The following is a 14,156-nucleotide window of genomic DNA, read 5'->3' on the forward strand; positions in this document are numbered from 1 at the left end:
GGATCAATCGGTCCGCATGATCTGGGCAGGATTGGCGCGTGGATCGCGCGGCCCCCACTGCCCGGCCTCGACCTGAGCGACGAACTCCGCGAGCAGACGGTTGAACAGCTCCGGCTCTTCGAGATTGAGAGTGTGGCCGGATTTCGGAAACACCGCGAAGCCACAGCGCGGGATCGTCAGCTTCAGGAACATGCCGGGGCGCAGGCAGTGGTCGTCCTCATCGCCGACCATCACCAGCACCGGCAATTGCATGCGCCGAAACTCGTCCGCAAGATCGTACAGCGACGGCCGGCGCATCTGCACGCCGATCATGGTGTTGGCCGCCCCGATCGAGGAATGCTGCGCGAGCCGATCGGCGAACAGCTGCCAGCCGCGCGGATCTTTGGCCTGAAACTGGACGCGCGAGGCGCCCTCGGCATAGGTCGGCGCGAACGACTTGGCGCCGAGTTCGCGAAAGTTCCTGGCGACCTGCTCGGAGATGCCGCGGAAGTAGTCCTCGTGCTCCTTCTCGGCGCCATATCCGGCACCGGCCGCAACGATCGACAGCACCCGGCCCGGGTGACGCAGACCGACGTGAAGCGCCGCGAAGCCACCCATCGACAGCCCGACCACGTGCGCCTTGTCGATGCCGGCGGCGTCCATCACCGCAATGACATCGTCGGCGGCGTGCGCCTGCGAATACGCCGCGTCGTCCTCCGGGATATCCGACGGCGGAAAGCCGCGCGCCGCGAAGGTGACGCAGCGATGCCGCCGCGCAAAGAAGTTCATCTGCGGCTCCCAGCTCCAATGGTTGCCGCCGAACTCGTGCACAAACACGATAGCGGAGCCGGTCCCCGCGGTTTCGTAGAACAGCTTCACTCCATCATCGGTCGTCGCGAAGGCCATGATGGACCTCAGACGATCGAGCGGCGTGAGGCGATGCCGCCGTCGACCGTGATGATCGTGCCCGACGTGTAGCCGGAACGCTCGGAGGCGAGAAACAGGAACAGATCGGTGATCTCGCGGACCGACGCCGCCCGCTTCAGCGGGTAGCGCTCGACCAGTTCCTGATAGCGATCGGCATCGCCAAGGTCCGACGCCGCGCGCTTGCGCAGCATGTTGTAGATCCGCGACGTATCGACCGGCCCCGGATTGACGCCGACCACGCGGATGTTGTCGTCGAGGCTGGTACCGCCGAGCGCGCGGGTGAAGGCCATCAGACTGGCGTTGGCGGTGGCGCCGGCGATGTAGGCGGGATCGCAGACTTCGCCGCCATTGCCGATATTGTTGAGGATCACGCCGCCGCCACGCGCCTTCATCTTGGGATAGATCGCGCGGGTGAGATCGACGTAGCCGAAGCCCTTGAGAGCCCAGCCCGTCTTCCAGGCGTCACTGTCGACCTGCCACAGATAGCCGCTCGGCACGGTGCCCGCGTTGTTGATCAGGACATCGACGTCGCCGGCGGCGTCGGCAACCGCGTCGGCCGCGCCGTCCGCGGTCAGGTCGATCGGCTGCACCGTGACCTGCACGGGATGCTTGGCGGACAACTCCGACCGCAATTGCTCGAGCACGTCGGCCGAGCGGGCGGTCAGATGCAGATCGCAACCTTCTTCCGCGAAGGCCTTCGCCAGCCCTTCGCCGATACCCTGCGAAGCGCCGGTGATGAGCACCTTCTTTCCATTCAGGTTGAGATCCATTTCTCACGTCTCCATGGGTTGATCATTGCCGGCCGGACGGCAGAGCGCCCGCTTAGAACAGCTTGACTGCCTCGTTCATGCCGCGCGCACGGTCCAGCATCTCGGGAAGCGTCGCGGCGAATTCCTCGACCCACTCTGCAGGCACGGTCGTGCTGACCTTGACGAAGCGGTCGCCGAAATTCGGAGTGTGATACGAGCCCTGCCTGATCATGATGCCGCGCTCCTGATAGCAGGCGACCAGCGCTTCGGGCCGCACGCCGGCACCGGCGCACTCGAGCACGATGAAATTGCCGTTCGAAGGAAACACAGGCATGAGCAGGCCCGGCAGGCCGTCGACCGCCCTTTTGATACGCGCCTGATTGTCGCGCTGGTTCTGCAGCACGGCGGGAAACCATTCGGCCTTGGTGCCGAGGCCGGCGATCGCGGCGCGCTGGCCGAGCACGTTGGAGCCGAGAATGTTCGACGGCGCGGCGGCGAGCCGCTCGGCGATGTCCGGCGACGTCACCAACGCGCCGACGCGGAGTCCGGCCATGCCGAGCCATTTCGAGCAGCTGTAGATCGTGATGGTCCGATCAGGCATCAGCTTGGCGGCGAGCGTGTGCGAATAGGCGAAATCACGATAGGTGCAGTCGTGGATCAGCGTCGCCCCGCTCTGCCGCACGATCGCGCAGATCGCCTCGATCTCCTGCGGCGTACAGGCGGTGCCGAGCGGATTGTTCGGATCGACCAGATACACGACCTTGGTGCGCGGCGTGATCGCCGCCGCGAGCCGCTCCGGCGCGAGACGATAATTGTGCTCCTCGCCGTAGATCGGGATCTGCTTGACGTCAGCACCGACCGACCTGGCAAACACCATCGGCCAATTCCAGGTCGGATCGGTGGTGATCAGCTCATCGCCGGGGCCGAGCAGGGTTCTGCAGGCATGCGACAGCCCGGCGACGGCGCCGTCGCTGACCAGCACCGCCTGGTCCAGCAGATCGAGGTCGGCCGCAATGCCGTGACGCAGCGCTTCAAAGCCGACCGGCGGCGCGTAGACGTGAAACTCCTCGTCACGAATACAGCGCTGCATCGCCTCGATCACTGCAGGATGCGGGGTCGCGTGATTGGTATTCTGCCCAAGCCACTTCAATTCCCGGGTGTTGGTCAGACGGTCGAAATGAGCATTTCGCATCTCGAACGCACGCATTTTGTGCTCCTGGGCAGTCTCTAGGGCTTGCGGATCGACCGATCCGATCGAATAATTAGCCGATAACAAGATTTCTGCATGCAGACAACGATATTTTGTATGCAGGTATAATTACCCCTGAATCGGAAGTTTTGACGATGACCAAAGTCGAGCCGGAGACGCCGGCGCCAGCCCGCAGCACCACGCGCGCCGAAACCCTACGCCGGTCGCTCGAGGAAATGATCATGAGCGGCGCGCTCAAGCCGGGCGATCGATTGGACGAAACCGAGCTGGCGACACGCTTCGAAGTCTCGCGCACGCCTGTCCGCGAGGCTCTGAAATCACTTCTGGCGACTGGGCTGGTGGAGATGTCGGGGCGGCAAGGATTGACCGTGGCGGCGATCTCGATCGGGACGCTGCTGGAGATGTTTCAGCTGATGGCCGAGCTCGAGGGGCTTCACGCCAAGCTGGCGGCGCGACGGGCCTCGTTGCCGCAGCGAGAACGCATGATCGCCGCGCATGAGCAGCTGAAGAAGACGCTGGAACGCGGTGATCCGCAGCTGTTCTACGACGTCAACCGCGAATTTCACGAAGCCATTTACGAGGCCTCGCAGTCGGAATTCCTGGCCGACCAGACTCGCGCACTGCGGCGCCGCGTCGCTCCCTATCGCCGCTACGTGACTTACCAGCCGGGCCGGATGGCGGCCACGATCACCGAGCACCAACGCATCCTCGACGCCATCATGAGCGCCGACGGCGAGGCCGCCCAGCGGGCGGCGCGCGATCACGTCAACCTCCTCGGAGATAACCTCGCGGACTTCATCGCCTCCTTGCCGCCGGAAATGACGCGAAAGAGCGCATAATTCGAGTATACAAAAAGGCTATTCTTGCATACTCTCGTGGCGACGTGGGCAAGGAGCAACGATGCTATGGAAACCACACACGGCCGCACCAAGATCGTCGGCGGGATGGTCATCGCCTTCCGGGACGGAGCACACCACTTGCTCGAGGATGGCGTCGTGGTTTTCGAGGGCGACACGATCGTCCACGTCGGTCCCAGCTATGACGGCCCCGCCAACCAGGTGGTCAACGCCGCCGGGAAGCTGATCTTTCCGGGTTTCGTTTCGACCCACGCCCACGTCAACGTTCACGAAGGCACGAGGCTGATCACCGACGTCGGCCGACGCGACGTGATGCGCTCCGGCTTTCTCAACTACACGCCGAACAACGGCCCCGACGGTCCCCCCTATGTGGCGGCGGCGATCGCGGAGGATTCGATCCGATTCGGCTTCGCCCAGCTGATCCGCAACGGCATCACCACGGCCATGGCCTTCGGCGGCGGCACCCCTGCCGCTGCCGACACTTTCGCAGCTCTCGCCGGCGAAAGCGGCATCCGGACTTACTACGCTCCGCAGGCCAGCTCGGCGGTGAACTATTTCACCGACGAAGGACGCATGGTTGAAAAGTGGGACGAGGCCAACGGTCATGCCGAGCTTGATCGCCAGGAAGCGTTCATCGACGCCCATCACGATACGTTCGACGGGCGCTTCAAGGGCATCGTCGTCATTCGCAACTTCATCCTGGCGACGATCGAGTTGATGCAGCGCGGCAAGGAGATCGCCGATCGCAGAAACCTGCGCATGACAACGCATTTTTGCGAACAGCTGTTCGAATTTCATCGCATCGTTCGGGATTACGGCATCACCCCGGTCGATCTGATGGAGCGCGAAGGCCTGCTCGGCGAGAACGTGCTCCTCGCTCATGCGATCTATCTGGCAGGCCACTCCTACACGACCTGGGAGTATTCCAACGACCTCGAGATCCTCGGTCGAACCCGCACCGCTGTGTCGCACGCCCCGCTGGTGATGCTGCGCCGAGGCCATGCGCTCGAAGGCTTCGACCGCTATCTGCAGCACGGCGTCACGATGTCGATCGGCACCGACGTCATGCCGCACGACATCATTTCCGAAATGCGGGTCGGGGCGCTGGCCTGCAAGCTGATCGCCCGCAATCATGAGGTTGGCACCTCACTCGATTTCTTCAACGCCGCGACGCTCGGCGGCGCCAAGGCGTTCGGCCGCGACGACATTGGCCGGATCGCGGTCGGCGCCAAAGCCGATATCGTGGTGATGGACTTCGACAATCTTCAGATCGGACCGGTCTACGACCCGATCCGCAGCCTGGTGCATCTCGCCTCGCCGGATCTGATCGACCATGTGATCTGTGACGGACGTTTCCTGATGCGCGATCGGGTCCTGCAAGGCTACGACGAAGCCGCGGTCGTCGCAGGCGGCAAGCGGTCGTTCCAGCGAGTGCTCGACGAATTTCCGCAGCGACACTGGTCAAAGCGCTCGGTTGAGAACGAATACCCAAAATCACTGTCAAAATTCTGAGTGCAAATTTTGCATTTCTGCATACACAATGGGCATTTTCGAGCCCTCCCCGCCGAGCTGAGGCCGAAACGTCAATGATATCAAGTGACTACAAACCGGCACGCGACTTGCTCAACCCACCTAGGGCAGGAGGCTGAGCATGCGAACGAAGATCTCGGGCGGTACGGTGATCGCCCACAAAGATGGCGGCCACCGCGTGCTCGACCCGGGCGTCGTGGTGTTCGACGATGACCGTATCGTCAGCGTCGGCCCCAGCTATGACGGACCTGCCGACAAGACCGTCAACGCTGCCGGCAAGCTGGTGATCCCCGGCTTCGTCTCGACCCATGCCCACGTCAACGCCCACGAAGGCTCGCGGCTGATCACCGACCTCGGCCGCCGCGACGTGATGCGATCCGGCTTTCTCAACTACACGCCGAACGGCGGCCCCGAGGGCCGCCCGATCGTGGCAGCAGCCTCTCCCGAGCATTCGATCCGGTTCGGCTTCGCCCAGATGATCCGCAACGGCGTCACCACCGTGCTGTCGTTCGGCGCCGGCAGCCGCGACGATCCGAAACTGATGACCGATCTGGCTGAAGAAAGCGGCCTGCGCGTGTACTACGCACCCCAATGCACCGCTGCTGAGAATTTCTTCGACGCCGACGGCCGGCTGCGGCCCTCTTGGGATGAAGCCACCGGCTTTGCGCAACTCGAGCGCGCCGCGCGCTATGTCCAGGACCATCACGGCAAGTTCGACGACCGCCTGCGCGGCCTGATCAACGTCCGCAACTACGTTCTGGCCACGGTGCCGCTGATGCGCCGGGCCAAACAACTCGCCGACGACCTCGGGGTGCAGTTCACCACGCATTTCTGCGAGCAGCTGTTCGAATTCCACGAGACCGTCCGCAATTACGGGATCACGCCGGTCGACCTGATGGACGCCGAGGGGCTGCTCGGCCCCAACGTGATCCTGGCGCATTGCGTGTACATCGCCGGACACTCATCGACAACCTGGGAATACAGCAGCGACCTCGAGAAGCTCGGCCGCAGCAAGTCCGTCGTCTCGCATGCGCCGGTCGCCTATCTGCGCCGCGGCTACAATCTCGAAGGCTTCGAGCGCTACCTCGCCCACGGCGTCACGATGTCGATGGGCACCGATGTGATGCCGCACGACATGCTGGGCGAAATGCGCGCCGGCGCGCTGGCCGCGAAGTGGTTCGGCAAGAACCACGAGGTCGGCACCGCCGCATCGTTCTTCGACGCAGCGACGCTTGGCGGCGCCACCGCGTTCGGTCGTGACGACATCGGCCGGCTGGCGGTCGGCGCCAAGGCCGACATCGTCGTGCTCGACTTCGACAACATGCAGATCGGCCCGGTCTACGACCCGATCCGCAGCCTGGTGCATCTCGCCTCGCCGGACCTGATCGAAACGGTGATCTGCAACGGGCGAACGCTGATGCAGGAGGGCGTTCTGACCAACTACGACGAACGCGCCGTCGTCGCGGGTGGCAAGCGCTCATTCGCGCAGGTCGTCGATCAATTCCCACAGCGGCACTGGTCCGGCCAGTCGATCGACGAGGTGTTTCCGACTTCATATCCGCGCTGGTGATCAACGCATCGCGCGATCGCCGGCCGCCGCCGTGGCGTCATTTCAAGCAGGGGGAGTCTATCGTGAACTTCAGACAATCGGCACTGAACTGGCGACGGATCGCCGGAATCATGGCGGTCGCAGCAACGGCGGCGTTCGGCGCCGCTTCGACGGCGGCACAGGCCGAGACCGTGCTGCGGATGGCCAAGACCTCGATCCCGCGCATTCTCGACCCGCATTTCACCACCAGTTTCACCGAGCGTGACTTCGGCTATCTGATTTACGACACGCTGTTCGCGGTCGATCACACCTTCACCGTCAAGCCGCAGATGGTCGAGAGCTGGACCGTCAGCGACGACCGCCTCAGCTACACCTTCAAGCTGCGCGACGGCCTGACGTTTCACAACGGCGCGCCCGTGCGCTCGGCCGATTGTATCGCCTCGATCCAGCGCTGGGCACAGCGCGATGGCATGGGGCAGAAGCTCGCCGGCCTCACCAAGGAATGGACCGCGGTCGACGACCGCACCTTCAAGCTCACCCTGAGCCGGCCATACGGGTTTGTGCTCGAGACGCTCGGCAAGGTCGGCGCATCGGTGCCGTTCATCATGCCGGAGAGCGTGGCAAAGACGCCGATCACCGAAACCATCAAGGACTACACCGGCTCCGGCCCGTTCGTGTTCGATCAGTCCGCCGGCACCTCCGGCGTCAAGCTGGTGTTTAGGCGCTTCGACAAATACGTGCCGCGCAGCGAGCCGGCCGATTGGGCGACCGGCGGCAAAGTGGCGAAGGTCGACAAGGTCGAGTGGATCGAATTCCGCGATCCGATGACCGCCGTCAACGCCCTCACCAACCGCGAAATCGACTTCATCCACGAGCTGCCGCACGATCTGGCGCCACTGCTGGAGAGCGACCGCAAGGTCAAGGTAATGGTCTACAACGAGCTCGGCCAGCTCGGCTTCATCCGCTTCAACAGCCTGTTTCCGCCGTTCAACGACGTCAACGCCCGCCGCGCGGTGCTGCTGGCGGTGAACCAGAAGGACTTCCTGCAGGGCCTGGTCGGTAACGAGAAGTATTACAGCGTCTGTCGCTCGATCTATTCCTGCGGCTCGCCTTACGAAACCGACGCCGGCGTTCCGGCAGTCGACCTCGCCAAGGCCAAGCAGGCGCTGAAGGCGTCGTCCTATGACGGCTCCCCGATCGTGCAGTTCGCCGCGACCAACAGCGCCACCATCGGGCCGCTCAGCGAAGTACTGACGCGCGTGCTCAAAGACGTGGGCTTCAACGTCAAGGTCGAGGCGATGGACTTCCAGACCTTCACGCGCAAGCGGCTGTCGCAATCGCCGCCGGCCGACGGCGGCTGGAATATCGCGCTGTCGACCTGGACCGGGCCGGACGTCGTCGATCCGGTCGTCAACGTCTCGCTCGGCGGCGCCGGTCTGAAGGCGCAATGGGGCTGGCCGAGCCTGCCGGAGATCGACGCGCTGCGCGACCGCTTCGCCTCGACCGCGGACCCGGCTGAGCGCAAGACAATCGCCGCCGAGATCCAGAAGCTGAACTACGAGCAGGCGATCTACATCCCCACCGGCACCTTCAAGGCGCTGGCGGCCTACGCCGACAACGTCAAAGGCATCGAGCCGGCGCCGGCGCTGATGCTGTGGGGTATCTCGAAGAACTAGCCACGAAGGCGCCATGCTGAAGTTCATCGCCTATCGCCTGCTCGGAGCCGTGCCGGTCGTCGCCCTGGTGTCGGTTGCGGTGTTCCTCTTCCTCAGGCTGTCCGGGGATCCGGTCGCCGCCATGCTGGGAGAGAACGCGACGGCAGAGCAGGTGGCGGAGATACGGCACGCGATGGGACTGGACCGGCCGATCCTGGTCCAGTTTGTCGCCTGGCTCGGGCATCTGCTGCGCGGCGACTTCGGCGTGTCGCTGGTGACGCGCGAGTCGGTGTGGACCATGGTCCACGACAGGCTCGAGACCACGCTGTCGCTGGCGCTGACAACGATCGTCGCCTCGGTGGTGATCGCCGTGCCGCTCGGGCTGCTGGCCGCACGCTATCGCGGCGGGTGGATCGACCGCGGCATCACTCTGCTCTGCACCGTCGGCTTTTCGGTGCCGACTTTCGTGGTCGGCTATCTGTTCGTGTGGCTGTTCTCGGTGAAGCTGGGCTGGCTGCCGGCGCAGGGCTATGCGCGGCTCGGCGACGGCATCGGCCGCTGGCTGTTGCATCTGATCGGGCCGACGGTGGCGATGAGCAGCGTGTTCATCGTGCTGATCGCGCGGATCACGCGCGCCAGCGCCATCGAAACGCTGCGGCAGGATTTCATCCGCACCGCGCGCGCACTCGGCGCCGGCGAACTGCGTGTCTCCGCGCTGTTCGTGCTGCGCAACGCCGCGACGCCGATCGTCACCATCATCGGCGTCGGCATCGGCGTGGTGCTGACCGGCGTCGTGGTCACCGAGACCGTGTTCAACCTCCCCGGGCTCGGACGGCTGACCATCGAGGCGGTGCTGGCCCGCGACTTCCCGGTGATCCAGTGCGTGATCGTGCTGTTCTCCTTCACCTACGTGTTCATCAATCTGATGGTCGACATCGTGTACGCGCTGCTCGACCCGAGGATCCGCTATTGAGCGTGATTGAGCAGGAGACCGCAACCGCGGTGCCGACCGGCTCGCCAAAGCGCCGGGGCAAGCGCAATGCCAACCTGATGCTGGGGCTCGGGCTGCTTGCCGGCTTCGTGCTGATCGCGATCGCGATGCCGCTGCTGAGCTCCGCCGACCCGCAGGCGATGCTGACCAGCCAGCGGCTGAAGCCGCCGTCCTGGGATCACTGGTTCGGCACCGACCGGCTCGGCCGCGACGTCGCGATCCGGGTCGCGTTTTCGACGGCCGACTCGCTCGCGGTCGGCGTCATCGTCGCCCTGCTCGCCTGCAGCGTCGGCACGCTGCTCGGCCTCGTCGCCGGTTACTTCCGCTGGACCGACGGCCTGATCATGCGGGTGATGGACGGCATCATGGCGGTGCCCGGCATCATGATCGCGATCGCGATGATCTCGGTGGTCGGCGCATCCATCACCACGGTGGTGCTGGCGATCGCGATCCACGACGTGCCGCGCGTGGTGCGGCTGGTGCGCGGCGCGATGCTGTCGCTGCGCGAGGAAGCCTATGTCGAGGCCGCGGCGCTGCTCGGCTCGCCGCCCTGGTCGATCGTGTTTCGCCACATGCTGCCCGGCATCCTGGCGCCGCTGGCAGTGGTCGGCACCTATATCGCCGCCAACGCCATGCTGCTGGAAGCGACGCTGAGTTTCCTCGGCTGCGGCCTGCCGCCGGACGTGCCGACCTGGGGCAACATCATGGCCGACGGCCGCAGCCTGTTCCGCATCGCGCCGTGGATCATCCTGTGGCCCGGCGTGGTGCTGGCGATCGCCGTGCTGGCGATCAACCTGCTGGGAGACGGGCTGCGCGATGCCTTCGACCCGACCACGGATGGAGCGATGCGATGAGCGGATCCGCCCCTGCGCATCGCCCGGTGCTTGCGGTCAAAGGATTGACCGTGCCGCTGCCGCCGGGCGCGGACCGGCCGTTCGCCGTCGAGGATGTCAGCTTCGAGATCCTCCCGGGAGAGATCGTCTGCGTGGTCGGCGAATCCGGCTCGGGCAAGTCGGTGTCGTCGTTCAGCATCATGGGCCTGCTGGACCCCGCGCTGCGGCCAAGCCATGGCGAGATCCGGTTCGGAGACCGCGACCTGCTGCGGCTGCCGGATAAGGAGCTGCGCGCACTACGCGGCCTCGCGATGTCGATGATCTTTCAGGAGCCGAAGACGGCGCTCAGCCCGACCATGACGGTCGGCCGCCAGATCGAGGAACCGCTGCGGATTCACCTGCGTATGACCGCCGCGCAACGCCGCGCGCGGATGCGCGAACTCCTCAGGCTGGTCAATCTGCCCGAGCCGGACAAACTGGCTCGGCGCTATCCGCACCAGCTCTCGGGCGGCCAACGCCAGCGGGTGATGATCGCGATGGCGCTGGCGCTGGAGCCGGCGCTGCTGATCGCCGACGAGCCGACCACCGCGCTCGACGTCACCACGCAGGCCCAGATCCTCGCCGAGATCAAACAGATCCAGCGACGCACCAACACTGCGGTGCTGTTCGTCACCCATGATTTCGGCGTCGTCGCCGACATCGCCGACCGCGTCGTGGTGATGCAGAAGGGCCGCATCGTCGAGCAGGGCCCCGTCGCCGCCGTGCTGACGGCGCCGACGCACGACTACACAAGGTCGCTGATGGCCGCGATCCCCGGCGTCCACAATCGGACCGAGCGCGCAGCGCCGGAGCAGGCGCCAGTGATCCTGCAACTTGACGGATTGTCCAAGACCTACCCGCCGTCGGGGTTCGCATTTCGCCAGACCGCCCACCGCGCGCTCGACAACGTCAACCTCGTGGTCCGGCGCGGCGAGACGCTGGCGGTGGTCGGCGAGTCGGGATCCGGCAAATCCACCATGGCGCGCTGTGTCAGCGGGCTGATTCCGGCAACCGCCGGCTCGATCGAGATCGACGGCAGGCCGATCGACGCGATCGGCGCGGGCGAGCGAGCGCGGCTGCTGCAGTTCGTGTTTCAGGATCCGAACCGCTCGCTCGATCCGCGCTGGACCGTCGGCAAGTCGCTCAGCGAGGGCCTGCGCAACCTCGGTGTGCCGCGCAAGCAAGCCCTGGATCGCGCGAGCGAACTGATGGCGAAGGTCGGCCTCGGAGCCGCGGCGGTCGATCGCTACCCGCACGAGTTCTCAGGCGGCCAGCGCCAGCGGCTGTGTATCGCCCGAGCGATCTCGATGGAGCCGCGGCTGCTGATCGCGGACGAAGCCGTGTCGGCGCTCGACGTCTCGGTGCAGGCGCAGATCCTGAAGCTGCTGGCCACGCTGCAGAAGGAGCTGCAGCTCAGCATGATCTTCGTCACCCACGATTTGCGGGTTGCGGTCCAGATCAGCGATCGGATCGCGGTGATGCATCAGGGCCAGGTCGTCGAAATCGGCCCGGCGCTGGAGATCTTCCGCAATCCTCAGCACGCTTACTCGCGCCGGCTGTTCGAGGCTCTGCCGGGGCGCGGTCTGTCCGCGTGAACTCGCCGAGCGCAGCCCCACCGGCCGCTTCGCACGCAATCTTCCCGAGCTCGCCCGGGCGACGATCGGCGCGGCCGGCTGACAGCTCGCCGAGCGCGCTTCAACGACGCGTCGACGCAGATTATTCGTCGATGATAGCGACCGCGCGGGTCCAGCCCGCAGACGCGCGATGCACCTTGACAGGGAAACAGACGATCTGAAAGCCGTCTGCTGGCAGCCCTTCGAGATTGTGCAGCTTCTCGAGATGAGAATAGCCGATCTCACGCCCGGCGCGGTGTCCTTCCCAGATCAAGTCCGGATGACCGCCCTGGTCGAGTTTGCGCTTGGTGTGCGAGAACGGTGCGTCCCAACTCCAGCCATCGGTCCCGACCAGCCGGATGCCCTGCTGCAGCAGCCACAGCGTCGCGGCTTTGCCCATGCCGCAGCCGGCGTCGACATAGTCGTCTTCGCCATAGCGCGTGCCGGCACGCGTGTTGATCACCACGATCTCCAGCGGGCGCAGCCGATGGCCGATGCGCTTGAGCTCGGCCTCGACGTCCGCAGGCGTCACGATGTAGCCGTCGTCGAAATGCCGGAAATCCAGTTTCACCGCTGGCTGGAAGCACCACTCCAGCGGCACTTCGTCGATCCGCATGCTGGGCTCGCCGCCTTCCTTGAGGGCGTGGTTCATCGACGAGAAATAATGATACGGCGCGTCGAGATGCGTGCCGTTGTGAGTGCTGATCTCGCAACGCTCGACCGCGGCGTATTCGCCGGCCGGCAGTTCGTCGACGCTGATGCCGAAATACTCGGCAATCCCGGGCGCGGTCTCGTGATGATCCATATAGGTGATTTTCGGCAAAGCCCGCGGCGGATCGCTGGCGATGCCGGCTTGCAGCGGAACGGAGATATCGATCAGTTTGCGGGGCATAGGGTGCCTTTGGTTAGTAAGATATCGCCGGAATGATCCGGCCGCTGCATTCGCCGAAGCCGATCGGCACGTAGCCGTAGCGCTCGGCGCGGGCGCGAAATACGACCGTGTCGCCGTCTTGGAGCCAGGTTCTCCGCTCGCCATTGGGCAGCGAGATGCTGTCACCGCTGCCGACGATCTCGGCGAGGCACGCCCGGCTGTCGTCGGTCGGACCCGAGACCGTTCCGCTGCCAATGAGATCGCCGACGCGCAGATTGCAGCCGTTGCTGGTGTGATGCGCGACCATCTGGGCGAAGGTCCAATACATATCCCGGAAGTTTGCGCGCGTGATGCGATACGGTGCCGCCCCATCCGCCCGCATGCTGTCGGTCAGCAGATAGGCCTCCATCATCAGGCTGATTCCGCCGGACTGCTGATCCGCTTCGTCATGCAGATAAGGCAGAAGCTTCGGATCGCCCGGAGGCCGCTCGGCGGCGGCGACGCGGAACGGTTTCAGCGCATCGGCTGTCACCACAAACGGCGACACGGATGTCGACAGCGTCTTCGCCAGAAACGGACCGAGCGGGAAGCTCTCCCAGCGCTGGATGTCGCGCGCCGACCAGTCGTTGACCAGGCAATAGCCGAACAGGCGCTCGCCGGCTTCAGCGATGCGCACCGGCTCGCCGAGATCGTTGCCCTTGCCGATCAGGGCCCCGAGTTCGAGTTCGAAATCGAGACTTTCGCACGGGCCGAAATGCACCTCGCCATCGGGCCGGCGGCGCTGACCGAGCGGGCGACGGATGTCCTCGCCGCTGATCCGGACCGAGCTGGCGCGGCTGTTATAGGCGATCGGCATGCTGCGGAAATTCGCCGGCACCGGATTGTCGGGCCGAGTCACCCGGCCGCCGCGTTCGGTGTGATACAGCGAGGTGAAAAAATCGGTGAAGCCGCCGATCTGCGCCGGCAGATGGAAGCGGACGTCGTGCTGCGCGATGAGCAGCCGTTCCGTCCCGCCCGGGGCGCGATCCGCACCAAGTAGCTCCGACAAGCGATGCCGCAGCGAAGTCGCCGACGGACCCGCCAGCGCCAGGATCGGATTGAGGCCCTCGTTGCAGCAATCGATCGCGGCGGCGGCCTCCGCGTCGAACAGGCCGAGCCTGGCGGCAGCGCCGAGATCCAGGATCTCGGCGCCGATTGCGACTCCCGGACGCGGCGCATCGCCGGCACGGCTGAACATGCAGAATGGCAAATTCTGGATCGGGAAATCCGTCGTTGCTTCGTTGGCGCTGACGACCCAGCTCTTGCGAGCCGGGTCGTGCGTGAAGTCGAGTTCGTTGATCATCGTTCGGCTCA

The 14,156-nt window shown here is 65.1% G+C and carries 12 protein-coding genes; 7 read left to right on the forward strand and 5 right to left on the reverse strand.

Annotated features, from left to right (window positions below):
* Positions 1–3: 3 nt before the first annotated feature.
* The 3 genes from D4Q52_RS20310 to D4Q52_RS20320 are packed head-to-tail and all read right to left on the reverse strand — an operon-like array spanning position 4 to position 2,931.
* On the reverse strand, positions 4–885 hold the full coding sequence (locus tag D4Q52_RS20310; protein ID WP_119858390.1) for an alpha/beta fold hydrolase: 882 nt from the start codon (positions 883–885) through the stop codon (positions 4–6).
* An 8-nt stretch (positions 886–893) separates the two neighbouring features.
* Complete coding sequence (locus tag D4Q52_RS20315; protein WP_119858391.1) at positions 894–1,676, reverse strand: SDR family oxidoreductase; 783 nt, start codon at positions 1,674–1,676, stop codon at positions 894–896.
* 52 nt (positions 1,677–1,728) lie between these two features.
* Positions 1,729–2,931, reverse strand: a complete 1,203-nt coding sequence (locus D4Q52_RS20320) for a pyridoxal phosphate-dependent aminotransferase (RefSeq protein WP_283805674.1) — start codon at positions 2,929–2,931, stop codon at positions 1,729–1,731.
* 68 nt (positions 2,932–2,999) lie between these two features.
* Between D4Q52_RS20320 and D4Q52_RS20325 the strand changes: the two genes are divergently transcribed.
* The 7 genes from D4Q52_RS20325 (at position 3,000) to D4Q52_RS20355 (ending at position 11,914) form a co-directional block, all read left to right on the forward strand.
* Positions 3,000–3,704, forward strand: coding sequence for a GntR family transcriptional regulator (locus D4Q52_RS20325; RefSeq protein ID WP_119858393.1), 705 nt, complete (start codon positions 3,000–3,002; stop codon positions 3,702–3,704).
* Positions 3,705–3,770: 66 nt separating this feature from the next.
* Positions 3,771–5,234 carry an amidohydrolase family protein gene (locus D4Q52_RS20330; RefSeq protein WP_119858394.1) on the forward strand — a complete coding sequence of 488 codons (1,464 nt, stop codon included), beginning with the start codon at positions 3,771–3,773 and terminating at the stop codon, positions 5,232–5,234.
* Positions 5,235–5,373: 139 nt separating this feature from the next.
* The gene (locus D4Q52_RS20335) at positions 5,374–6,822 is read left to right on the forward strand and encodes an amidohydrolase family protein (RefSeq protein ID WP_119858395.1); all 1,449 of its coding nucleotides are present in this window, start codon (positions 5,374–5,376) and stop codon (positions 6,820–6,822) included.
* Positions 6,823–6,884: 62 nt separating this feature from the next.
* Positions 6,885–8,477, forward strand: a complete 1,593-nt coding sequence (locus tag D4Q52_RS20340; protein ID WP_147407834.1) for an ABC transporter substrate-binding protein — start codon at positions 6,885–6,887, stop codon at positions 8,475–8,477.
* Between the two features lie 13 nt (positions 8,478–8,490).
* Positions 8,491–9,429: an ABC transporter permease gene (locus D4Q52_RS20345; RefSeq protein ID WP_119858397.1), complete on the forward strand. Its 939-nt coding sequence runs from the start codon at positions 8,491–8,493 to the stop codon at positions 9,427–9,429.
* A gap of 2 nt (positions 9,430–9,431) precedes the next feature.
* Complete coding sequence (locus D4Q52_RS20350) at positions 9,432–10,301, forward strand: ABC transporter permease (RefSeq protein WP_234831270.1); 870 nt, start codon at positions 9,432–9,434, stop codon at positions 10,299–10,301.
* On the forward strand, positions 10,298–11,914 hold the full coding sequence (locus D4Q52_RS20355; RefSeq protein ID WP_119858398.1) for an ABC transporter ATP-binding protein: 1,617 nt from the start codon (positions 10,298–10,300) through the stop codon (positions 11,912–11,914). Before D4Q52_RS20350 ends, D4Q52_RS20355 begins: the two co-directional genes overlap by 4 nt.
* Before the next feature lie 121 nt (positions 11,915–12,035).
* Here the strand turns inward: D4Q52_RS20355 and D4Q52_RS20360 are convergent, their stop codons facing one another.
* Both D4Q52_RS20360 and fahA read right to left on the reverse strand, forming a co-directional pair.
* Positions 12,036–12,824 carry a cyclase family protein gene (locus tag D4Q52_RS20360; RefSeq protein WP_119858399.1) on the reverse strand — a complete coding sequence of 263 codons (789 nt, stop codon included), beginning with the start codon at positions 12,822–12,824 and terminating at the stop codon, positions 12,036–12,038.
* Between the two features lie 13 nt (positions 12,825–12,837).
* The gene (fahA, locus tag D4Q52_RS20365) at positions 12,838–14,145 is read right to left on the reverse strand and encodes a fumarylacetoacetase (protein WP_119858400.1); all 1,308 of its coding nucleotides are present in this window, start codon (positions 14,143–14,145) and stop codon (positions 12,838–12,840) included.
* Positions 14,146–14,156: the final 11 nt, after the last annotated feature.

The sequence above is a fragment of the Rhodopseudomonas palustris genome, assembly GCF_003591005.1.
GTDB classification, from domain to species: domain Bacteria; phylum Pseudomonadota; class Alphaproteobacteria; order Rhizobiales; family Xanthobacteraceae; genus Rhodopseudomonas; species Rhodopseudomonas palustris_K.